Raw genomic sequence first — 20,897 nt, 5'->3', positions numbered from 1 at the left:
CCCGATAAAACCGTAGGCCGGGTAAGCGTAGCGCCACCCGGCAAAAACGTCGCAAAAGCCGCCTCCGGGCGGCTTTTTTAATGGCGAAATCTGGAGACTGGCAAGCAAAAGTGGTATAACAAATCATTCGCCGTACCCTGCCTGGAGCGCATATGGAAATCACCGAATCACGTCGTTTATATCAACAACTTGCCGCCGAGCTGAAAGATCGCATCGAGCAAGGGGTCTATCTTGTCGGTGATAAACTTCCCGCTGAGCGTTTTATTGCGGATGAAAAAAGCGTCAGCCGTACGGTGGTCCGCGAAGCCATCATCATGCTGGAAGTTGAAGGGTATGTTGAGGTACGCAAAGGTTCCGGTATTCACGTGATTTCCAGCCAGGCGAAACACTCCCCCACGCCGGACGAAAGTCTGGAATTTGCCAGCTACGGTCCGTTTGAGCTTCTCCAGGCTCGCCAGCTGATTGAAAGCAATATCGCAGAATTCGCAGCGACGCAGGTCACCAAGCAGGACATCATGAAGCTGATGGAAATCCAGGATCATGCGCGTAAAGAAAAATGTTTCCGCGATTCCGAATGGGACCTGCAATTCCACGTTCAGGTCGCCCTTGCGACTCAGAACACAGCGCTGGCGGCAATCGTTGAAAAAATGTGGACTCAGCGCGTTCACAACCCGTACTGGAAGAAACTGCACGATCACATTGATTCCCGCACGGTAGATAACTGGTGTGACGACCACGACCAGATTCTTAAGGCCCTGATTCGTAAAGATCCGCATGCGGCGAAACTGGCAATGTGGCAGCATCTGGAGAACACTAAACAGATGCTTTTTAATGAAACGAGTGATGACTTTGAATTTAACGCTGACCGCTATCTTTTTGCTGATAATCCGGTGGTTCACCTCGATACCGCGACCAATGTCGCAAAATAACCTCCTGAACTGCTGGCAGGCGCACCGCCGCGCCTTCCGGCCAGACAGGGTAAGAAAACCTCTATAGTGTCAGCCTTTGTAAAATCTCTCGCTCCCCTCCGTGGCTTACGCCAAAATCGTGTTTCCCCTCAAATTCTGTGACGCAGAACGTCGGGCTTTGTTACAATTGGATTCACTTCGTTATTTTGTAAGTTAGTGCTTGCTAACCAGCCAATTAACAGGGAACAGTGTTGGCCACACATCATTGTGTCCGCGAGCGACCATAATGAAATCATAACAATGTCGCCGTGCTGTTTTCCCGAATGACAGGCGTGACGTTAACCGATTTCCAGGAACACTGAATGGAACTTTTGACCCAACTACTGAACGCCCTCTGGGCTCAGGATTTCGAAACGCTGGCCAACCCGTCCATGATTGGCATGCTCTACTTTGTGTTATTTATGATCCTGTTCCTTGAGAACGGTCTGCTGCCTGCTGCCTTTTTACCGGGCGACAGCCTGCTGGTGCTGGTTGGGGTGCTCTGTGCAAAAGGAGCGATGGCTTTCCCACAAACGGTTCTGCTGTTGACCATTGCCGCCAGCCTGGGTTGCTGGGTGAGTTATATTCAGGGGCGATGGCTGGGCAACACGCGAATCGTTCAGAACTGGCTTTCGCATCTTCCGGCACATTATCACCAGCGAGCGCACCACCTTTTCCATAAGCACGGGCTCTCCGCCTTGCTGATTGGCCGCTTTATCGCATTCGTACGCACCCTGCTGCCGACCATTGCGGGCTTGTCCGGCCTGAGCAGCGCGCGCTTCCAGTTCTTTAACTGGATGAGCGGCCTGCTGTGGGTTCTGATCCTGACCACGCTCGGCTACGCGCTCGGTAAAACGCCGGTCTTTATGAAATATGAAGACCAGCTGATGTCTTGCCTGATGCTGCTGCCCGTCGTCCTGCTGGTGTTTGGCCTGGTCGGTTCACTGGTCGTACTGTGGAAAAAGAAATACGGAGCCAGGGGTTAACGATGGTTATCTCCCCGCTCGCGCTGCGCCGCTTCTCTTACGCCATCGTCGCGCTAATGATGTTCAGCGCTCTCATCCTGCTATGGTCTGCCCTACAGCACCAGGAGTCGACGCTGACTATCCGTCCTGTGAGTCAAGGAACCAGCGTGCCGGATGGTTTTTCCATCTGGCATCATCTGGATGCTAACGGGATCCGCTTTAAGAGCATCACGCCGCAAGACGATGTGCTGCTGATAAAATTTGACTCCTGTGCGCAAAGCGCCGCGGCGAAAGCGGTGCTGGACCGCACGTTGCCGCAGGGTTACATCATCGCGCAACAGGATGATGACAGCCACGTAACCTCCTGGATGTCACGGTTACGCGACACGTCGCATCGATTTGGCTAACGACTAATATTCCGAATATTTTCACCCACTTTGGTGAAACTCCCGTTTACTTACTATGCTTAAGTACGCGGAGCACCCCTCAGATGTTCTCCGCATAGTTCTGGAACACGGCTTACGCCGTAACACAATGGAAGGTTTCTATAATGAAATACCGCATCACCCTGGCTCTGGCCCTTTTTTCTTTAAGCACAGCTTCCTTCGCTATGTCTCTTTGTCAGGAGAAAGAACAGGATATTCAACGCGAAATCAGTTATGCCGAAAAGCATAACAATCAGCACCGGATCGACGGACTGAAAAAAGCGCTGAGCGAAGTGAAAGACAATTGTACGGACAGCAAGCTGCGTGCCGATCATCAGGAAAAAATCGCTGAACAGAAGGACGAGATAGCCGAGCGCCGTCAAGACCTGCAAGAAGCGAAAGAGAAAGGTGATGCGGAAAAAATTGCCAAGCGCGAGAGGAAGTTGCAAGAGGCGCAGGACGAACTGAAAGCGCTGGAAGCTCGCGATTATTGAGTTAACGGAAATCTCAACAGGAGAGAATCATGTCAAAAGATACAACTTCAGAACATCTGCGCGCTGAGCTGAAATCCCTGGCGGACACCCTGGAAGAGGTGCTGAACTCTTCTGCCGATAAATCGAAAGAAGAAGTCAGCAAACTGCGCAGCAAAGCGGAGCAGGCACTGAAAGAGAGCCGTTACCGTCTGGGTGAAACCGGTGATGCACTGGCGAAACAGACCCGCGAAGCGGCTGCGCGCGCAGACGAATATGTACGTGACAATCCATGGACAGGCGTTGGTATTGGTGCCGCAGTGGGTGTGGTGCTGGGTGTCCTGCTGACGCGTCGTTGATTATGGAAGATCCTCGTCACGCACAAGGGCCTGCTAAAAACGTCCTCGGCATCGGCCAGCGTATTCTTACGACGCTGGTCGGGATTGCCGAAACGCGCGTCCGGCTTGCGGTAGTGGAACTGGAAGAGGAGAAAGCCAATCTCTTCCAGATGCTGCTCATGCTTGGGCTTACGATGCTCTTTGCCGCGTTTGGTCTGATGAGCCTGATGGTGTTAATCATCTGGGCTATCGATCCACAGTATCGGCTGAACGCGATGATTGCGACTACCGTGGTTCTGCTGGTGGCGGCGCTGATAGGCGGTATCTGGACCCTGCATAAAGCGCGCACGTCGACCTTCCTGCGCCATACTCGCCAGGAGCTGGCCAACGACCGCGCCCTGCTGGAGGATGATAAGTCGTGAGCGACAAAGCCGAACGTCAAAAGCGGAAAGCGTATCTGCTGAGCCAGATCCAGCAGCAGCGGCTGGACCTGTCCGCCAGCCGTCGCGACTGGCTGGAGCTGACCCAGCGTTACGATCGCGGCTGGAATACTCTTCTGAGCCTGCGATCGTGGGCGCTGGTGGGTAGCAGCGTGATGGCGATCTGGACGATTCGTCATCCAAACATGCTGATTCGCTGGGCACGCCGTGGCTTTGGTGTCTGGAGCGCATGGCGTCTGGTGAAAGCAACGATTCGTCAGCAGCAGCTGCGCTAGCCTTCTCGCCGGGTGGCGCTGCGCTTACCCGGCCTACGGTAAAAAAGTAGGCCGGGTAAGGCGTAGCCGTCACCAGGCAAAATCTCTTCATGCTCCCTTACTCAATATCTTTGAAAAAGATTGACAGTTTTCCTTGCTAACAATTGCCATCCGCCCCGTTTACACTCCTCTCCATCGACAGCAAAGACGCGGTATCTACCCGAATTTGCACGCAAATAACGTTTAGCCGCTGATGTGGTTTCCTGGAGAGTAAAATGAAAAAATTAGATGATGTTGGTGTATTGGTAGCGCGTATTCTGATGCCTGTGCTGTTCATCACCGCAGGCTGGGGCAAAATTACCGGCTATGCGGGCACTCAGCAGTATATGGAAGCGATGGGCGTACCGGGTTTCCTGCTGCCACTGACCATCCTGCTTGAGTTCGGCGGCGGCCTGGCAGTGCTGTTCGGTTTCCTGACCCGCACCACGGCGCTGTTCACCGCAGGCTTTACCCTGCTGACCGCGTTCATCTTCCACAGCAACTTTGCGGAAGGCGTGAACTCCCTGATGTTCATGAAAAACCTGACCATCGCGGGTGGCTTCCTGCTGCTGGCTATCACGGGTCCGGGCGCCTACAGCATCGACCGTCTTCTGAATAAGAAGTGGTAAGCACGCTATAATGATTAAATTCAAAGCGAGGAGACATCTCCTCGCTTTTGCTATCTGACGGAGGAGTAAAAAATGGGACAACTCGTAGACGGCGTCTGGCAGGATGTCTGGTATGACACCAAATCCACCGGTGGACGCTTTAAGCGCTCTGTTTCGGCCTTCCGTAACTGGCTGACCGCCGACGGCGCACCCGGCCCGAGTGGCGAAGGGGGCTTTGCGGCGGAGAAAGATCGTTATCATCTGTATGTTTCTCTCGCCTGTCCGTGGGCGCACCGCACGCTGATTGTGCGCAAACTTAAAGGTCTCGAATCGCTAATTCCGGTTTCGGTGGTCAACCCGCTGATGCTGGAAAACGGCTGGACGTTCGACAGTGACTTCCCGGCCGCGACGGGTGATGAGCTTTATCATCACGATTTCCTGTATCAGCTCTATCTGCGCGCCGATCCGCACTACACCGGACGCGTAACGGTGCCTGTGCTGTGGGACAAGAAAAACCAGACGATCGTCAGCAATGAATCCGCTGAAATCATTCGCATGTTCAATACCGCGTTTGACGCGCACGGCGCCCGCGCCGGGGATTACTATCCGGTTGAGCTGCGCGAGAAAATTGACGAGCTGAACGGCTGGATCTACGACAACGTCAACAACGGCGTCTATAAAGCCGGTTTTGCCACCAGTCAGGAAGCGTACGACGAAGCGGTCGGCAACGTGTTTGGATCCCTGGAACGTCTGGAGCAGATCCTCGGCCAGCATCGTTATTTAACGGGCGATCGCCTCACCGAAGCAGACATCCGCCTGTGGACGACGCTGATCCGCTTCGATCCGGTGTATGTCACCCACTTCAAGTGCGACAAGCATCGCATCAGCGATTATCTGAACCTGCACGGTTTCCTGCGCGACATCTATCAGATGCCGGGTATTGCGGAGACGGTCAATTTTGACCATATTCGCACCCATTATTTCCGCAGTCATAAGACCATCAACCCAACGGGCATTATCTCCATTGGTCCGTGGCAGGATCTGGATGAACCACACGGGCGCGACGTGCGTTTCGGATAATTATTTAGGGAATCAATTGATTCCCTTTTTTAATTCACGGCATACATCTATCCTTACCTCGATCGCTTAGAAAACAAGTGATTGACTGACTAAGAGGCAAGGAAAAATGGACTGGTATTTAAAAGTACTGCGCAACTACGTTGGATTTGGTGGCCGTGCCCGCCGTAAAGAGTACTGGATGTTCGTTCTGGTGAACTTCGTCCTGATTATGGTGCTGGGTATTGTGGACAAAATCCTCGGCTGGGAACGCGAGGGGGGTGAAGGCATTCTCACCACCATTTATGGTGTGTTGGTTCTGCTGCCTTCATGGGCCGTACTGTTTCGTCGTCTCCACGACACCGATCGTTCGGCGTGGTGGCTGCTGTTGCTGTTGATCCCGCTTATCGGCTGGATCGTCATTCTGATTTTCAACTGTCAGAGCGGAACGCCGGGAGAAAACCGCTTTGGTCCGGATCCGAAGATCTGCGCATAAAAAAAGCCCGGTGGCGCTTCGCTTACCGGGCCTACAAATTACGATTTTATTTATTATATTGCGTGAAAAGCTTCGGAATTTCACGCAAACACCACGATTTGGCTTCGCCCATGCTGTCACGACGCCACGCCATAATAATATCCACTTCACTGGTGTATTCCGGGCTGACAACGCGCAGCCGTCCCTCTGCAATGTCCTTTTCGACGAACGGATACGGCATGGTCGCCACGCCCAGCCCCGCCAGCAGCGCCTGACGCTTATCTTCCAGCGACGTCACCGTCAGACGCGGCTGTTTATCCAGCAACTGCACCGTTAACACCGGGCGCTCGCGCGCGGTATCCGCCACCGCCACGCCGCGGTATTTCACGCGCGTGACCTCAGAGAGCGGTTCCGGCTCCTGATGGATCGGGTGACCCGGCGCAGCGACGTAGACGTTCATCACGCTGTACAGTTTGCGCGAGTTAATTTCTGACGATGAGCGGAAATGCATATCCGGCGCAATGACGATATCCGCCCTGCCCGTCTCAAGACGCTCCCACGCCCCGGCCAGTACCTCGGTGATGATCGACAGCTGGGTATTGGCTTTCGCGGCCAGTCTGTCCACCAGCGGGAACAGCGCCTCGGTGGGCACCAGCGCTTCGGTCACTAACGTCAGATGGGTTTCCCAGCCGCGGGCCAGCGCTTCGGCATCGGTCGTCAGTTTATCCGCCGCTTCCAGCAATACGCGGCCGCGCTCCAGCAGCATCCGCCCAACGTTGGTGAATTTTGTTCGATGACCAGAGCGATCGAAGAGCACAACATCCAGCTCCTCCTCCAGCTTTTGCATGGTATAGCTCAGCGCAGACGGAACGCGCCCCAGTTCATCTGCCGCCGCGGCAAAACTGCCGCGCCTGTCAATCGCGTCCATGACGCGAAGCGCCTCAAGCGTCAATGCTCTCTCTTTAGCCATCTCGTTCTCATTCAGGAAATTTGAACATACCGGGCAGAATATCTGGCTAACAATGCAGCGTCCATACCTTTACCATTGATTTAGTGTAAAGAGAGGTCAAGTTTATGATTACGACAAGAACAGCGAAACAGTGCGGACAAGCCGATTTCGGTTGGTTGCAGGCCCGCTACACCTTTTCCTTTGGACACTACTTTGACCCTAAACTTCTCGGTTACGCTTCACTGCGCGTATTGAACCAGGAAGTGCTCGCCCCGGGCGCGTCCTTCCAGCCGCGCACGTACCCGAAAGTCGATATCCTGAACCTGATCCTGGAAGGCGAGGCAGAATACCGCGATAGCGAGGGCAATCATGTCCAGGCGAAGGCTGGCGAGGCGCTGTTAATTTCCACGCAGCCGGGTATTAGCTATAGCGAGCATAACCTCAGCAAAGACAAAACGCTGACCCGCATGCAGCTGTGGCTGGATGCCTGTCCGGAGCGGGAAAATCCGCTGGTGCAAAAAATCGATCTGAAGGGCGATAAACAGCAGCTGATTGCCTCGCCTGATGGCAGCAAAGGCAGCCTGCAGCTGCGCCAGCAGGTGTGGCTGCATCATATCGAGCTGAAAAAAGGTGAACAGGCAAGCTTCCAGCTTCATGGTCCGCGCGCCTATCTGCAGTCCATTCACGGTACGGTGCATGCGGTGACGCACGCGGAAGAGAAAGAGGCGCTCACCTGCGGCGACGGCGCGTTTATTCGTGATGAAGCGAATATCACCCTGGTGGCGGATACGCCGCTGCGCGCGCTGCTGATTGATTTGCCGGTTTAACCCCCCCCTCACCCTAGCCCTCTCCCCAAAGGGGAGAGGGAACGATCGAGCCCCTCGCCCCTATGGGGAGAGAGGTTGGGGTGAGGGGAAATTTTTACACCTTACTCGCCATAATCTCAATAATCTGCCGGTCCGTTGCCTGCATCGAGCGGCACGCCAGCGCGCACAGGTTCGCGATCGACTGCTCCACGTCGTGCGCCACAATCCCCTCATTACCCGTCACGGCAGTATCATCCAACGCCATCATCACGGCTTTCCAGGCGCTGGTGACGCTGGTCGAGACCTTCATTGCGCAACTGTTAGACGCCCCGTCACAGATCATCCCGCTGACGTCGCCGATCATACTGCCGATCGCCATGGCAATTGTCTGGTAAGATCCGCCCATCAGCCACGCCATCCCCGCCGCTGCCCCCATTCCGGCCGTTGTCGCCGCACACAGCGCGGACAAGCGCGGAAGCTGGTAATGGATATAGATCGCCGACAGGTGCGAGAGCATCAGCGCCCGCGCCAGCCGTTCGTCATCGGCCTGAACGTGCTCAGCCACCACCACCACCGGCATGGTGGCGGTGATGCCCTGATTCCCGGAACCCGAATTGCTCATCGCCGGCAGCGTCGCGCCCCCCATGCGGGCATCCGAAGCTGCGCTGGTGCGGATAACAATGTCTGAACCCAGATCCTGCGCCATCCATCCGCGTGTGCGCTGTTTATTGAGCGTCGCACCAATATGCAGCCCCCAGTTGCCACGTAAACCTTCCCGGGAGAGCGCATCGTTCAGCCGTCCCGCATCGAGGATAAAGCGGATCGCGTCGAACGGCACCTGTTCCACAAACTCAAGGATCTGCGACAGCGTGGTGGTCGAGAGCACCTCCAGCGGATCGTCGCTGTTCTGGCTCTGATTATCGTCAAGCCTGAAGCGCGTTTCGCCCTGACACACCATCTCCACCACACGGGTGTGCCCGCCGGCGATGGTCACCATCGCCGAGGATTCACCGACGTAAACGCAGGCACGTGAATAGAGGATCTCATCGCACGGCTCCTGCAATTTTACCTGCACCAGACCCGCGTTCAGCAGTGCTTTGGCGCGCGTTAGCGCCTCGGACGACGCGTCTTTCAACACCTCCAGCCCGGCGTGTGCATTACCGCCTGTCGCCCCCAGCGCGGCCGCGATGGGTAAACCGACCATACCGGTACCGGGCACCGTTACGCCAAGCCCGTTTTTCATCAGGTTCGGCGATACCCACGCCTCGATACGCGTCACCTCACCGTCAAGCTGTCCGGCAGCCATCGCGCACGCCAGCGCCAGCGAGACGGGTTCGGTACAGCCCAGCGCAGGCTTTACCTCTTCCTGCACCGCGCGAATAAAATGGTTCCATAAAGGATTAATTTGCTCAGACATCGTTACGACCTTATTTAACCTCATGAGAAGGCGAGGAAAGGAGAAACACAAAGCAGCAGCCCGGTAATCACAATAATCACCAGCGATACGCCTTTATATTTATGAAGTGCGGGCACTTTGTAGACCAACCACGCCGGAATTAAGCAGCCCACCATCCCGAAAATAGGGCTACAGATGGAAGTGAAGCTCAGCACCGGCGCGTTTAACACAATCGCGCTCCAGGCCAGCAGGATGGCGAACAGCATAATCCCGCGCTGGACGGCATTTTCATTGATTTTCTCCGCCGGCATTTTGCGGCGCAGGATGTTCATCACAATGCCCTGCGTCGCCTCACGAAAGCCGAGATAGACGCCAAAGAACGCGGTCATCACAGCGAAAATATTGAGGATTACGCTGACGATTTTGACCCAGCCCGCGCCGTCACCGCTGATAAACTGTGCTGCGATTGCCAGGGCGGAAATATTCTGCTCGTAGGCTTTTACCGCCTCGTCGTGCCCCATCGCCAGGGTGAAGGAGACAGCGTAGAAAAAGACCGTCACAAACAGCACGCCAAAGGCGATATTCATTGCCCGCAGCGCTTTATGACGCGCCACCTCAACGGATTTTTCCCGTGAACGATAGGAAATCACCATCGGGCTTAATGTCTGAATAAACAGAATGGAGGTTAAGGTGAAAGGCAGCGTAATAATGGCGTTTTTAATCAGCAGCCCCATTGGCGGCAGCATGCCGACGTTGGCTAAATGCCAGAGGCCAATCATCGAAAGCCCCAGCGCCGCCACCACAAATAATTTGGTCAGCACCATCAGGCTGGAGACTTTAAACAGCAGCTTTTCACCGCGCGACGAAATGGCGACCAGAATGCAGATCAGGAATAAGCCGTAGAACGGATTTTCCGAGAGCAAACCGTCGGTTACGCCGAAGGTGTGTAAATAGGATGCGCTGTCGTTGGTAATGGCCGTCGAATAGACAAACATCCAGATCACCAGCATCACGAAATAAAGTGCACCCAATAAGATGCCCCAGTTTTTGCCTAAATATCCGCTAATAACGCTCGGATAGTCTTTACATTCCGGTGATTCCGCCAGCGTATTAATAAACAGGCGCTGGAACAGGTACATGGCCGGATAACCAATTATCGACGAGAGTAAAAATACCCATAGCCCCATTAATCCAACCTGCACCGGAAGAAAAACAATGCCCGCGCCGATAGCCATCCCAATACTCATGATGACCCAGCCCGTATCGGTGCTGTCGAATTTAATCGCCTCTCGCCATTCGCTTTCGCTCATTCCCGCCCGCCTTGCCGCAGGGGAATCACTCACAATCACACTGCTGTTTGTTGCCATATTCATTGGGCACTCGCTTATTTTGTAGGGTAACGATTTGTTTTTATAAGGTTCCGATCGCCAGCGATTGCGAGTCAGAGGGTGCAGGTGTGAGTTGTTGGTATGGGGAGATCATATCCGGAGCGCGGGAGAAAAAAGTCACAACTTTTATATGGATTTCCTTAGGGGAGAGGAAAATATTACTTCGGGATAGCAGAAAAGAGAGCGAGTTTTCTAAAATTGACGGTGTTCACAAAATTAAAAGCCTCCTCATCTGAGGAGGCTGAAGATGGGGCCTGTGTTAGATCGCCTGCGTAAACGTCCTCGAAATCACGTCCTGCTGCTGCTCGCGCGTCAGAGCGTTAAACCGCACCGCATAGCCTGAAACGCGGATCGTCAGGTTCGGATAGTTCTCCGGATGGGCGATGGCATCCAGCAGCATCTCCCGGTTCATCACGTTGACGTTCAGGTGCTGCCCGCCCTCAATGGTCGCTTCGTGGTGGAAGTACCCGTCCAGCAGCCCGACAAGGTTGGTTTTGCGCACCAGCTCGTCCTTGCCCAGTGCCTGCGGCACGATGGAGAAGGTGTAGGAGATCCCGTCTTTGGCATAGGTGAACGGCAGCTTGGCGACCGAGGTCAACGACGCCACCGCCCCTTTTCTGTCGCGCCCGTGCATCGGGTTGGCGCCAGGCGCAAACGGTGTACCGCCGCGACGTCCGTCCGGCGTGTTGCCGGTCTTCTGCCCGTAAACCACATTGGAGGTGATGGTCAGGATCGACTGCGTCGGCACGGCGTTGCGGTACGTCGGCAGCGCCTGGATTTTCTTCATAAAGCGCTCAACCAGATCGCAGGCGATACTGTCCACGCGATCGTCGTTGTTGCCGTATTGCGGATAGTCGCCTTCGATGACGAAATCGACCGCCAGACCGGTGTGGTCGCGCACCGGTTTTACCGTGGCGTACTTGATGGCCGACAGGGAATCCGCCGCCACCGACAGTCCGGCAATGCCACAGGCCATGGTGCGGTAAACGTCCCGGTCGTGCAGCGCCATCAGCGAGGCTTCGTAGCTGTATTTATCATGCATGTAGTGAATGAGATTCAGCGCACTGATGTACTGCACTGCCAGCCAGTCCATGAAGTGATCGAGGCTCGCCATTACGGTGTCGTAATCCAGTACCTCATCCAGCAGCGGCTCGGTTTTCGGCCCCACCTGGATCTTCAGCTTCTCATCCACCCCGCCGTTAATCGCGTACAGCAGCGTTTTCGCCAGGTTGGCGCGTGCGCCGAAGAACTGCATCTGCTTGCCGATCACCATCGGACTGACGCAGCAGGCAATGGCGTAGTCGTCGCTGTTGAAGTCGGCACGCATCAGATCGTCGTTCTCGTATTGCAGCGAGGAGGTGACGATCGAGACCTGCGCGGCGTATTTCTTGAACGCGATCGGCAGCTGTTCGGACCAGAGGATCGTCAGGTTTGGCTCCGGCGCAGGCCCCATGGTGTGCAGGGTATGCAGATAGCGGAAGCTGTTTTTGGTCACCAGCGTACGGCCATCCAGCCCCATGCCGCCAATCACTTCCGTGGCCCAGATCGGATCGCCGGAGAAGAGCGTGTCGAACTCCGGCGTGCGCAGGAAGCGCACCATGCGGATCTTCATGATGAAGTGGTCGATCAGCTCCTGGGCCTGCACCTCGTTCAGCCTTCCTGCCTGCATGTCGCGTTCAATGTAGATATCGAGGAACGAGGCCGTGCGCCCCAGCGACATCGCCCCGCCGTTCTGGGATTTCACTGCGGCAAGGTAGGCAAAGTAGACCCACTGCACCGCTTCCTGCGCATTCATCGCCGGACGTGAAATATCAAAGCCATAGTTCGCCGCCATCTGCTGGATCTGGAGCAACGCACGTTTATGCTCCGCCAGCTCCTCGCGCAGGCGGATCGTGGCCTCCAGATCGTCTCCGCGCTCCAGTTTCCCCTGGAGATCGGCGAACTGAAGTTCCCGCTCGCGCACCAGATAGCTGATGCCGTACAGCGCCACGCGGCGGTAGTCGCCGATGATGCGTCCACGCCCGTAGCCGTCCGGCAGACCGGTGAGCACGCCGGATTTTCGGCAGCGCATCATCTCCGGGGAATAAACGTCAAATACGCCCTGGTTGTGGGTTTTGCGCAGGTCGGTGAAGAGATATTCAAACTGCGGATCCATCTCGCGACCGTAGGCTTCGAATGAGCTGCGGATCATATTGATTCCGCCGTACGGATGCAGGGCCCGCTTGAGCGGCTTGTCGGTTTGCAGGCCGACGATCGTCTCCAGCTCCTGGTCAATATAGCCCGGCCCGTGCGCGGTAATGGTGGTGGCGATGTTGGTGTCAAAATCCACCGGAGCGTGGGTGGCATTCTCCTGGCGAATGCCGACCATCACCTTCTGCCACAGCGCCGTCGTTGCTGGCGTCGCCTGCGCGAGGAAAGCTTCATCGCCTTCATAAGGGGTGTAGTTATGCTGAATAAAATCGCGCACGTTAACGGCGTTTTTCCATTCTTCACCGCAAAATCCGGCCCATGCGTCGCTGTAAGGCGCGACGCCCGTATCGATTGTTACTTTCATCAGATTCTCGCTTTATCAGGCGTAAGCCGCAGCCGGGGTGACCTTCCCAAGACGGAGGGCGTCCAGCGCGATCATTTTTTCTTCATTGGTAGGGATCACCGCGCAGGCCGCGCGTGACGACTCGGTGGAGATCACGCGCTCACCCGCGCTGCCCGGCAGGGCATTTTTGGACTCGTCGAGGATGATGCCAAACACCTTCAGGTGCTCCACCACCAGCGCGCGTATGAGCACAGAGTTCTCACCGATCCCGCCGGTAAACACCACGCCATCCAGACGGTGCAGGGACGCGGCATGACCGGCGATATGCCGCGCTATGCGGTGGACAAAGGTCTTTATCGCCAGCCGCGCCCGCTCGTTGCCGTCATGCCAGGCTTTCTCCAGCACGCGCAAATCGGAGGAGATGCCGGAGAGCCCCAGCAACCCGGACTCTTTATTGACCACGCGCTCCAGATCCTCGAACGTCTGGCCGGTCTGCCGGGCAATCCACGCCATCGCGCCAAAATCTGCGTCGCCACAGCGCGTGCCCATCACCAGTCCTTCAAGCGGCGTCATCCCCATGGACGTGTCCACGCTTACGCCGTTACGCACCGCGCAAATGGACGCCCCGTTGCCGAGATGGGCAATCACCAGGCCGCTGTCTTCGGCGGAGAGCCCGAGAAGCGCGTGCGCCTGCGCCGCCACGTAGCGGTGAGAGGTGCCGTGGAAGCCGTAGCGCCGTACGCCCAGCTCTTCAAAATAGCGGTACGGCAAGCCGTACAGATACGCCTGCGGCGCCATGGTCTGGTGGAAGCTGGTATCAAATACCGCCACCTGCTGCACCCCGGGGAAGAGTCGCTCTGCGGCTTCCACGCCGCTCAGGTTAGCGTAGTTATGCAGCGGCGCCAGCGGGGAGACCTGGCGGATCTGCTCCATCACCTCTTCCGTGATCAGGGTCGACTCGCTGAAGAGATCGCCGCCGTGGGCAATGCGATGGCCAATCAAAGCCACGCTGCCCATCAGGTCGCGCTTCTCCAGCTCCAGGGCGATGGCGGCCAGCGCCCCTTCGTAGTCCTGATGAGCCAGTCTGACTGGCTCACCCCCATTCACGGAAATAAAGGCTTTTTCTGTGTTGATGCCGTCCGCAATGCCCGTCAGCAGGGCATCGCAGCCTGCGGCGTCCAGCACCGAAAACTTAACAGAGGACGATCCGCAGTTAATGACCAGTACTACCGGAAACTCAATCATGGTATGGCTCCGCTCTTCCTGAGCTTTGGTTTAAAACAGTTTGTACACGATGTTCAGAATGGTCAGCAGGCCGACCACGGTGACGAAGATGTTCTCGGTCCGGCCTTTGTATTTCGCCAGCGCCGGTGCTTTGCGGATGGCGTACATCGGCAGCAGGCACAGCAGAGAGGCGATAATTGGCGCGCCCATGGCTTCAATAAGGTCCAGAATGTTCGGGTTGGCATAGGCCACAATCCAGGTGGAGCCCATGATGAAGACCATGCTGATGGTGTTCAGCTTGCCCACGGAGACGTTCTTCTTGTCGCCCTTGTAGCCGAACTTAACGATCAGGCCGTTCAGCCCCTCCAGCGTGCCCAGGTAGTGACCGAAGAAGGATTTAAAGATAGCGACCAGCGCGATGATGGACGCGCCGTACTCCAGCACCGTGGCGAACGTGGATTTACTGCCTGACATCGACGCAAAGTGGTTCGCCAGGTAAGAGAGCACCGGAATGTTCTGCGCTTTGGCGTCCGCCATGTTCTGCGGAGAGAGCGTAAACAGGCAGCTAAAGGCGAAGAACATCACCACCGCCACCATCAGCAGGCTGGCGCGACCGATGATTTTGGAACATTTCTGCTCGGTGAATTCTTTACCAAACTCCGGCTCGTACTCTTCGCGCTTGGAGACCACAAACGAGGAGACGATAGGCGAGAAGTTGAAGGAGAAGACCATAATGGAAATCCCCAGCCACACCGTGACAAGAATGCCGTCATGACCGGTGAAGGCGATATCGCTCAGGTTAACCTGGTCGATCACCGCTGAGTTCCAGTACGGGATCAGCGAGAGAGAAATCAGCACCAGGCTGGCGATGAACGGGAACACCAGGTAGCTCATCACCTTCACCATCAGGTCTTTACCGAACCAGATCACAAAGGCCATCAGCAGCAGCAGGAACAGCGCTACCACGCCGCGGTTCAGGGCAGGCATCTGGAGCTGGTTTTCCCAGAAGGTCATAAAGGTGTTGGTAATGGTGACGCCGTAAATCCACAGCAGCGGGCAAATAGCAAAGAAGTAGAGGAAGGTGATCACCACCCCGCCGGTCTTACCAAAATGCTCCTCCACCGTTTCGGTGATGTTGCCGGAGACGTTACTGCCGGACAAACACAGACGCGCCAGCGCGCGGTGGCAGTAAAAGGCAATGGGGAACGCCAGAACCAGCATCAGCAGAATAGGGATCAGGCCACCAAAGCCTGCGCGGATGGGGAAGAACAGCACGCCAGCGCCAATGGCGGTACCAAACAGGCCGAGCGTCCAGGTGGTATCCGATTTACGCCAGGAGGACGTTTTTGTCTGGCCAACGATAATGCTTTCTGTGTTGCTCATAGGTCACCTTTATGCGTCAACGAAGCCGGTAATTTGGGAAACACGGGAGAGATCAATATTGCCACCGGAAATAATGCAGACGGTTTTACGGCCCTGAATATAGTGGTCCAGCTTGCCGCTTAATAACGCCGCGCACGCCAGCGCGCCAGCACCTTCCGTAACCACTTTATTTCGCTGAATAAGCGCGATCATGCTGTTGCGAATCTCGTCTTCGCTGACCAGCACAATGTCGTCAACCAGTTCACGAACGATTTCGAAGGTTAAATTACCCGGGCGAGACACGTCGCAGCCGTCCGCTAATGTGCCGGTAATGCGGTGGTTCGTTATTTCACCGGTCTGATACGACGCCGCCATTCCGTGCACGTTTTCAGACTGCACGCCGATAATATTGATAGTTGGGTTGATGGATTTAATTGCTGTCGCAATACCGGCAATTAAACCACCACCGCCGATGGGAACAATCACGTTATCCACGTCGTATAAATCTTCGAGGATTTCCAGGCCGATGGTGCCCTGACCGGCGATCACTTTCGGATCGTCGTAAGGCGGGATAAATATGCGCCCTTCCATCTCGACGATTTCGCTCACTTTGGCGATAGTGTCGTTAAAGTTCTCGCCGTGCAGCACCACTTCGGCGGAGTAGTCGCGCGTGGCGGCCACCTTGGATTTCGGCGCGCCCATAGGCATTACCACTTTGCCGTCGATGCCGAGCATGGCGCAGGAGAGCGACACCCCCTGCGCGTGGTTCCCTGCGGAACAGGCAACCACGCCCTTGCGTTTTTCCGCATCGGTCAGCGAGCTTAATTTATTAAACGCCCCACGTATTTTAAACGAACCGGTACGCTGCATATTTTCAAATTTCAGGAATATCTCACCCTTACACCGTTCGCTCAGATAATTTGAGCGCGGCATACCGGTTTTATAGATCTTTCCCGCCAGTCTTTTTCTGGCGTCCTGAATATCGTCAATGGTCACCGGGAGATCGTAAGTAATGTGCATAATATCCTCGTTATAATAATTCATTATTTTCAGGCAAAGTCAGGGTATCAGAGCGTTAAAAAGCGTCGCTCCGGGTTTTTTAAATCATCATTATTTCTATCGTCGTTTTTCGATATTCATCGACGAATATTGTTTTGCCAGTTCAACTAATACTGACGCCGATTTTTTAATACTGTAATTTTTTGACCACACGGCGGCATAACGCGCCACGGGTAATGCATCTTCCACCGGCAAAACAATAAACTGGTCCGAGCCGAATGGCGCAATCATGTCACGGGGGATCACCGTCAGGTAATCGGCATTGAGAACAAGGTTATAGATGGTGACGACGGAATCGGTCTGGACGATGTTTTCAATGCTGATGTGGTTATCTTGCAGGGTGGTCAGGAGTTCATTGTAGTAGCCCATATCGGTTTGCGGCATCACCCACTGCTCGTGCGTGAGCGATGCCAGTCTGGTCGGGCCGGTGCACGTTCGTGATTTACTCGCCACCAGCACAAACTCAGATTCAAAGAGTGGCTCAACGTGAAGATCCTGGAGCAACATCCCGTCGCTCAGCGTGCCGATGGCGAAATCCAGCCGGCCATCGCGAATGGCGGGCAGGAATGAAGAGAGCTGCGCTTCATACATTGAGACGCGCGCCTTCGGGAACACTTCCTTGAATTTTTTGATCATCCCGGACAGGAAGGTGAAGCCAATCAGCGACGGATAGCCGAAGGAGACGTCCATGACGGTACTGAAACTGAGGCTGTTGATCTCGCTCACCATGTTTTTCATTTCGCGGGTGATCGACTCAGCGTAGGGCAGCAGCACCTGACCGGCGGCAGTGAGTTTTACGCCGGTGTTTTTACGCACCATCACTTCCACCCCAAAGTAAGATTCGATGTCGCTGATGATTTTGCTGACGGCAGGTTGCGTCAGCCCCAGTTGTCTTGCAGCAGAACCTATAGAGCCACTTTTGATGACTTCCTGAAATACCACGAGGTGCTGTGTTTTCGGTAGAATAATAGTATTCATAATATTCTGCGCTTATTTCCCTATGACGCAGCGGATTCTACCCAATATTGTTTCAGGGGGTATGTGCTGTTACTCACAATTTGCCAGGATGCCCTTTTTACAACCACATTTAAAATCGATTTATAATCTTATTATTCAAACAGTTAGATAGCTAAAAATACGCAATTACGCTGATATTGATCAACAAAATCCGTGGTAATAAATTTATTTTATGGCAATAACCAGCATGAATTTTTTTGCCTTAACAATATTAATAAAGACTATCTTTCAGGCAATTAAAGGTTAATAAACCATCATTATTCTTTTAAAACATTTTTGTGGTTTATCAACTTTATCAGGAATATTTTCTCAGCTTCCGGTTAAAGAGTGGGATATATCACACATTCACCAGAAGAATGTTTTTAGATTCAATATTAAATTATCAAATGAATAACATTCAGCATCACTGAGTCAACATTCACAACATCTGTTCAACACTAAAATTTTCTAATTTTATAGCGTTAAATTTTGTGATTACGATCATGTGCAGCAGATGAAAGGAACGCATAATCGGTAAAGTAGTGAAATGTGCTTAGCGTCGCAAAACTGAGAATTGATGTTGTTTGGCGCTTCGCTTACCCGGCCTGCAACCTTCAGAAAACAAAAACCCCGCCGAAGCGGGGTTTCGTAAGAAGTTGAAGCTGACCGATAAGCCGGGTTCTGTCGTGGACAGTCATTCATCTAGGCCAGCAATCGCTCACTGGCTCAAGCAGCCTACCCGGGTTCAGTACGGGCCGTACCATGTGAACCCCTATTTGGCCTTGCTCCGGGTGGAGTTTACCGTGCCACGGACTGTTACCAGCCGCGCGGTGCGCTCTTACCGCACCCTTTCACCCTTACCTGATCCCGCTTACGCGGGCCATCGGCGGTTTGCTCTCTGTTGCACTGGTCGTGGGTTTCCCCCCCAGGCGTTACCTGGCACCCTGCCCTGTGGAGCCCGGACTTTCCTCCCCTCCGCCCGTCTCCCCCGAAAGGGACGACGACGAAGCGGCGACTGTCTGGTCAGCTTCGGCGCGCAGTATAGAGGGTTTGCGCGCCGCTGTCACCCCTGGCTACGCATGCCTACCTGCAATGTGGCCGCGATATTGCGCGAGGCGCGGTAAATGTTGTCGTACGCTCCCTGGAACGCCTCTTCCAGTGAACCGATGCGGGTCAATACGCTGAACACCGCGTCGATGCCGTACTGATGCACCACACCAACATCCTGCGTCAGACTTCCGGCAATCCCTATCACCGGCTTATGGTATTTTTTGGCGACGCTCGCCACGCCGACGGGCACTTTGCCATTAATGCTCTGGCTGTCGATGCGCCCTTCTCCCGTCAGCACCCACGTGCAGTCGTGAATATGTTCTTCAAGATTGAGCGCCTGAGTGACAATCTCAATGCCGCTTTTCAGCTCAGCGCCCAGGAAGGCCATCAGCGCCGCGCCCATGCCGCCCGCCGCTCCTGCCCCCGGAACCGGGTTGACGTCAATGCGCAGCGATTTTTTGATCACGTTGGCGTAGTGGCTAAGACTGGCGTCGAGTTCGAGGATCATCTCCTCCGTGGCGCCTTTTTGCGGGCCAAAGATACGCGACGCGCCGCTTTCACCGACCAGCGGATTCGTCACGTCACAGGCGACGCGGATTGCGCACCCCTGAAGACGCGGGTCAAGATCCGAAATATCAATACGGTTCAGCGCCATCAGGCTGCCGCCGCCGTAGCCGATCTCCGTCCCGTTCGCATCCGTAAACCTCGCGCCCAGCGCCTGCATCATACCCGCGCCCCCATCGTTGGTTGCGCTCCCGCCGATACCGATAATGATGTTGCGCGCGCCTTTATCCAGCGCGCGGAGGATCAGCTCCCCCGTCCCGCGCGACGTCGTGACCAGCGGGTTACGCTGCGCGGGAGGAACAAGTACCAGGCCGCTGGCGGCGGCCATCTCGATAAACGCGGTGGTACCGTCGCCCGAGATCCCCCAGCTGGCCTTCACCTTTTCCCCTAACGGGCCGGTGACGACAGCCTGCTGCCAGGTGCCCTGCGTCGCGGCGATCATCGCTTCAACCGTACCTTCTCCGCCGTCAGCAACGGGAACAGACACGTAATGAGCGTCGGGGAAAATTTCCCGAAATCCTTTTTCTATCGCCTGCGCCACCTCAGTGGCAGACAGGCTTTCTTTATAAGAGTCTGGCGCGATTACGATTTTCATAGTTGTATGCCTGAGCCGTAGGCCCGGTAAGCGTAACGCCACCGGGCGGGACGTCATTAGCGAGCAATTTCAACCTTCGCCAGCTTTTCGTAATAGCACGCTAACGCGCTGTGATCGGCGGTGCCCAGACCGTCCGCACGCAGCGCCTGCATCATCTCCATGACGGCGGCAGTCAGCGGCAACTGCGCGCCCACGCCGTGGGAGGTATCCAGCGCATTCGCCAGATCTTTAATGTGCAGATCGATGCGGAAGCCCGGCTTGAAGTTACGATCCATCACCATCGGTGCCTTGGCATCCAGCACGGTGCTGCCCGCAAGACCACCGCGAATGGCCTGATAGACCAGATCCGGATTAACGCCCGCTTTGGTGGCCAGCGTCAGTGCTTCGGACATGGCCGCGATGTTCAACGCCACAATCACCTGGTTTGCCAGCTTGGTGACGTTGCCTGCGCCAATTTCACCGGTATGCACCACGGAGCCAGCCATGGCTTTCATCAGGTCGTAGTATTTGTCGAACACGGCTTTATCGCCCCCCACCATCACCGACAGAGTACCGTCGATGGCTTTCGGTTCGCCGCCGCTGACCGGCGCATCCAGCATCTCCACGCCTTTCGCTTTCAGCGCCTCGCTAATTTCGCGGCTCGCCAGCGGTGCGATAGAACTCATGTCGATCACCACCAGGCCCGGCTTCGCGCCGTCGATAATGCCGTTCTCACCCAGCGCCACCTCTTTCACGTGCGGGGAGTTTGGCAGCATGGTGATAATGACATCGCACTGCTCGGCGATCGCTTTTGCAGTTGTCGCCGTTTCTGCGCCAGCCGCAATCACTTCTGCCACCGCGTCTGAATTACGATCTAAAACCACCAGTGAGTAACCTGCTTTGATGAGGTTTTTGCTCATTGGTTTGCCCATGATACCCAGGCCAATAAAACCCACTTTCAGCGTCATAATCTGTTTCC

General features: G+C 55.2%; 21 protein-coding genes and 1 other RNA gene. 11 read left to right on the top strand and 11 right to left on the bottom strand.

The window, feature by feature from the left end; translation table 11 throughout:
- Window positions 1–152 precede the first annotated feature (152 nt).
- The 10 genes from exuR to ACOTZP_RS09020 all read left to right on the top strand — a co-directional run bounded on the left by exuR (window position 153) and on the right by ACOTZP_RS09020 (window position 6,038).
- A complete protein-coding gene (gene exuR / locus ACOTZP_RS09065) occupies window positions 153–929 on the top strand; it encodes a transcriptional regulator ExuR (RefSeq protein WP_023298695.1) in 777 nt (258 codons plus the stop codon).
- Window positions 930–1,270: 341 nt separating this feature from the next.
- On the top strand, window positions 1,271–1,933 hold the full coding sequence (gene yqjA, locus ACOTZP_RS09060) for a DedA family general envelope maintenance protein YqjA (RefSeq protein WP_022649475.1): 663 nt from the start codon (window positions 1,271–1,273) through the stop codon (window positions 1,931–1,933).
- A 2-nt stretch (window positions 1,934–1,935) separates the two neighbouring features.
- Window positions 1,936–2,319, top strand: coding sequence for an EnvZ/OmpR regulon moderator MzrA (mzrA, locus tag ACOTZP_RS09055; RefSeq protein WP_271075413.1), 384 nt, complete (start codon window positions 1,936–1,938; stop codon window positions 2,317–2,319).
- A gap of 143 nt (window positions 2,320–2,462) precedes the next feature.
- Complete coding sequence (locus ACOTZP_RS09050; protein WP_017382428.1) at window positions 2,463–2,831, top strand: DUF1090 domain-containing protein; 369 nt, start codon at window positions 2,463–2,465, stop codon at window positions 2,829–2,831.
- Between the two features lie 29 nt (window positions 2,832–2,860).
- Entirely contained in the window at window positions 2,861–3,166 is a 306-nt protein-coding gene (locus ACOTZP_RS09045; RefSeq protein WP_008503141.1) for a DUF883 family protein, read from the top strand.
- A 2-nt stretch (window positions 3,167–3,168) separates the two neighbouring features.
- Entirely contained in the window at window positions 3,169–3,567 is a 399-nt protein-coding gene (locus ACOTZP_RS09040; RefSeq protein WP_003862647.1) for a phage holin family protein, read from the top strand.
- Window positions 3,564–3,860, top strand: a complete 297-nt coding sequence (locus ACOTZP_RS09035; RefSeq protein ID WP_022649477.1) for a YqjK-like family protein — start codon at window positions 3,564–3,566, stop codon at window positions 3,858–3,860. The genes ACOTZP_RS09040 and ACOTZP_RS09035 overlap by 4 nt, the downstream gene beginning before the upstream one ends.
- Window positions 3,861–4,114: 254 nt before the next feature.
- A complete protein-coding gene (locus ACOTZP_RS09030; protein WP_032626373.1) occupies window positions 4,115–4,507 on the top strand; it encodes a DoxX family protein in 393 nt (130 codons plus the stop codon).
- A 72-nt stretch (window positions 4,508–4,579) separates the two neighbouring features.
- Window positions 4,580–5,566, top strand: coding sequence for a glutathione S-transferase family protein (locus tag ACOTZP_RS09025; protein WP_003862653.1), 987 nt, complete (start codon window positions 4,580–4,582; stop codon window positions 5,564–5,566).
- A 106-nt stretch (window positions 5,567–5,672) separates the two neighbouring features.
- Window positions 5,673–6,038: a DUF805 domain-containing protein gene (locus tag ACOTZP_RS09020; RefSeq protein WP_022649479.1), complete on the top strand. Its 366-nt coding sequence runs from the start codon at window positions 5,673–5,675 to the stop codon at window positions 6,036–6,038.
- Between the two features lie 46 nt (window positions 6,039–6,084).
- Here the strand turns inward: ACOTZP_RS09020 and yhaJ are convergent, their stop codons facing one another.
- Window positions 6,085–6,987 carry a DNA-binding transcriptional regulator YhaJ gene (gene yhaJ / locus ACOTZP_RS09015; RefSeq protein WP_022649480.1) on the bottom strand — a complete coding sequence of 301 codons (903 nt, stop codon included), beginning with the start codon at window positions 6,985–6,987 and terminating at the stop codon, window positions 6,085–6,087.
- Window positions 6,988–7,091: 104 nt separating this feature from the next.
- Here yhaJ and ACOTZP_RS09010 point away from each other — a divergent pair, with 104 nt between their 5' ends.
- Window positions 7,092–7,793, top strand: coding sequence for a pirin family protein (locus tag ACOTZP_RS09010; RefSeq protein WP_022649481.1), 702 nt, complete (start codon window positions 7,092–7,094; stop codon window positions 7,791–7,793).
- Between the two features lie 94 nt (window positions 7,794–7,887).
- On the opposite strand, the gene ACOTZP_RS09005 is transcribed toward ACOTZP_RS09010, so the two are convergent.
- The 10 genes from ACOTZP_RS09005 to garR all read right to left on the bottom strand — a co-directional run bounded on the left by ACOTZP_RS09005 (window position 7,888) and on the right by garR (window position 20,886).
- Window positions 7,888–9,189 (bottom strand): serine dehydratase subunit alpha family protein, encoded by a 1,302-nt coding sequence (locus ACOTZP_RS09005; RefSeq protein WP_058646857.1) that lies wholly within the window; start codon window positions 9,187–9,189, stop codon window positions 7,888–7,890.
- A gap of 20 nt (window positions 9,190–9,209) precedes the next feature.
- Window positions 9,210–10,541, bottom strand: coding sequence for an amino acid permease (locus ACOTZP_RS09000; protein ID WP_022649483.1), 1,332 nt, complete (start codon window positions 10,539–10,541; stop codon window positions 9,210–9,212).
- A gap of 274 nt (window positions 10,542–10,815) precedes the next feature.
- A complete protein-coding gene (gene pflB, locus ACOTZP_RS08995) occupies window positions 10,816–13,110 on the bottom strand; it encodes a formate C-acetyltransferase (protein ID WP_022649484.1) in 2,295 nt (764 codons plus the stop codon).
- A 15-nt stretch (window positions 13,111–13,125) separates the two neighbouring features.
- Complete coding sequence (gene tdcD / locus ACOTZP_RS08990) at window positions 13,126–14,334, bottom strand: propionate kinase (protein ID WP_271075414.1); 1,209 nt, start codon at window positions 14,332–14,334, stop codon at window positions 13,126–13,128.
- 30 nt (window positions 14,335–14,364) lie between these two features.
- A complete protein-coding gene (gene tdcC, locus ACOTZP_RS08985; RefSeq protein ID WP_022649486.1) occupies window positions 14,365–15,696 on the bottom strand; it encodes a threonine/serine transporter TdcC in 1,332 nt (443 codons plus the stop codon).
- A 9-nt stretch (window positions 15,697–15,705) separates the two neighbouring features.
- A complete protein-coding gene (tdcB, locus tag ACOTZP_RS08980) occupies window positions 15,706–16,695 on the bottom strand; it encodes a bifunctional threonine ammonia-lyase/L-serine ammonia-lyase TdcB (protein ID WP_023298701.1) in 990 nt (329 codons plus the stop codon).
- A gap of 96 nt (window positions 16,696–16,791) precedes the next feature.
- On the bottom strand, window positions 16,792–17,712 hold the full coding sequence (gene tdcA, locus ACOTZP_RS08975) for a transcriptional regulator TdcA (protein WP_271075415.1): 921 nt from the start codon (window positions 17,710–17,712) through the stop codon (window positions 16,792–16,794).
- Window positions 17,713–18,384: 672 nt separating this feature from the next.
- Window positions 18,385–18,761: RNase P RNA component class A (gene rnpB, locus ACOTZP_RS08970), an RNA gene on the bottom strand.
- A gap of 32 nt (window positions 18,762–18,793) precedes the next feature.
- Complete coding sequence (gene garK / locus ACOTZP_RS08965) at window positions 18,794–19,939, bottom strand: glycerate 2-kinase (RefSeq protein WP_022649489.1); 1,146 nt, start codon at window positions 19,937–19,939, stop codon at window positions 18,794–18,796.
- 56 nt (window positions 19,940–19,995) lie between these two features.
- Window positions 19,996–20,886 (bottom strand): 2-hydroxy-3-oxopropionate reductase, encoded by an 891-nt coding sequence (gene garR / locus ACOTZP_RS08960; RefSeq protein WP_022649490.1) that lies wholly within the window; start codon window positions 20,884–20,886, stop codon window positions 19,996–19,998.
- Window positions 20,887–20,897 lie beyond the last annotated feature (11 nt).

The sequence above is a fragment of the Enterobacter cloacae complex sp. SYL001 genome (genome assembly GCF_049237025.1).
Classification (GTDB): domain Bacteria; phylum Pseudomonadota; class Gammaproteobacteria; order Enterobacterales; family Enterobacteriaceae; genus Enterobacter; species Enterobacter intestinihominis.
Note: the sequence above shows the minus strand (reverse complement) of the source record. Positions and strands in the feature narration are given on the sequence as shown.

What these genes read in the sequence shown, in the direction of transcription:
- exuR (WP_023298695.1), top strand. Translation starts at nt 153, where the DNA reads ATGGAAATCACCGAATCACGTCGTTTATATCAACAACTTGCCGCCGAG.
- yqjA (WP_022649475.1), top strand. Translation starts at nt 1,271, where the DNA reads ATGGAACTTTTGACCCAACTACTGAACGCCCTCTGGGCTCAGGATTTC.
- mzrA (WP_271075413.1), top strand. Translation starts at nt 1,936, where the DNA reads ATGGTTATCTCCCCGCTCGCGCTGCGCCGCTTCTCTTACGCCATCGTC.
- ACOTZP_RS09050 (WP_017382428.1), top strand. Translation starts at nt 2,463, where the DNA reads ATGAAATACCGCATCACCCTGGCTCTGGCCCTTTTTTCTTTAAGCACA.
- ACOTZP_RS09045 (WP_008503141.1), top strand. Translation starts at nt 2,861, where the DNA reads ATGTCAAAAGATACAACTTCAGAACATCTGCGCGCTGAGCTGAAATCC.
- ACOTZP_RS09040 (WP_003862647.1), top strand. Translation starts at nt 3,169, where the DNA reads ATGGAAGATCCTCGTCACGCACAAGGGCCTGCTAAAAACGTCCTCGGC.
- ACOTZP_RS09030 (WP_032626373.1), top strand. Translation starts at nt 4,115, where the DNA reads ATGAAAAAATTAGATGATGTTGGTGTATTGGTAGCGCGTATTCTGATG.
- ACOTZP_RS09025 (WP_003862653.1), top strand. Translation starts at nt 4,580, where the DNA reads ATGGGACAACTCGTAGACGGCGTCTGGCAGGATGTCTGGTATGACACC.
- ACOTZP_RS09020 (WP_022649479.1), top strand. Translation starts at nt 5,673, where the DNA reads ATGGACTGGTATTTAAAAGTACTGCGCAACTACGTTGGATTTGGTGGC.
- yhaJ (WP_022649480.1), bottom strand. Translation starts at nt 6,987, where the DNA reads ATGGCTAAAGAGAGAGCATTGACGCTTGAGGCGCTTCGCGTCATGGAC.
- ACOTZP_RS09010 (WP_022649481.1), top strand. Translation starts at nt 7,092, where the DNA reads ATGATTACGACAAGAACAGCGAAACAGTGCGGACAAGCCGATTTCGGT.
- ACOTZP_RS09005 (WP_058646857.1), bottom strand. Translation starts at nt 9,189, where the DNA reads ATGTCTGAGCAAATTAATCCTTTATGGAACCATTTTATTCGCGCGGTG.
- ACOTZP_RS09000 (WP_022649483.1), bottom strand. Translation starts at nt 10,541, where the DNA reads ATGAATATGGCAACAAACAGCAGTGTGATTGTGAGTGATTCCCCTGCG.
- pflB (WP_022649484.1), bottom strand. Translation starts at nt 13,110, where the DNA reads ATGAAAGTAACAATCGATACGGGCGTCGCGCCTTACAGCGACGCATGG.
- tdcD (WP_271075414.1), bottom strand. Translation starts at nt 14,334, where the DNA reads ATGATTGAGTTTCCGGTAGTACTGGTCATTAACTGCGGATCGTCCTCT.
- tdcC (WP_022649486.1), bottom strand. Translation starts at nt 15,696, where the DNA reads ATGAGCAACACAGAAAGCATTATCGTTGGCCAGACAAAAACGTCCTCC.
- tdcB (WP_023298701.1), bottom strand. Translation starts at nt 16,695, where the DNA reads ATGCACATTACTTACGATCTCCCGGTGACCATTGACGATATTCAGGAC.
- tdcA (WP_271075415.1), bottom strand. Translation starts at nt 17,712, where the DNA reads ATGAATACTATTATTCTACCGAAAACACAGCACCTCGTGGTATTTCAG.
- garK (WP_022649489.1), bottom strand. Translation starts at nt 19,939, where the DNA reads ATGAAAATCGTAATCGCGCCAGACTCTTATAAAGAAAGCCTGTCTGCC.
- garR (WP_022649490.1), bottom strand. Translation starts at nt 20,886, where the DNA reads ATGACGCTGAAAGTGGGTTTTATTGGCCTGGGTATCATGGGCAAACCA.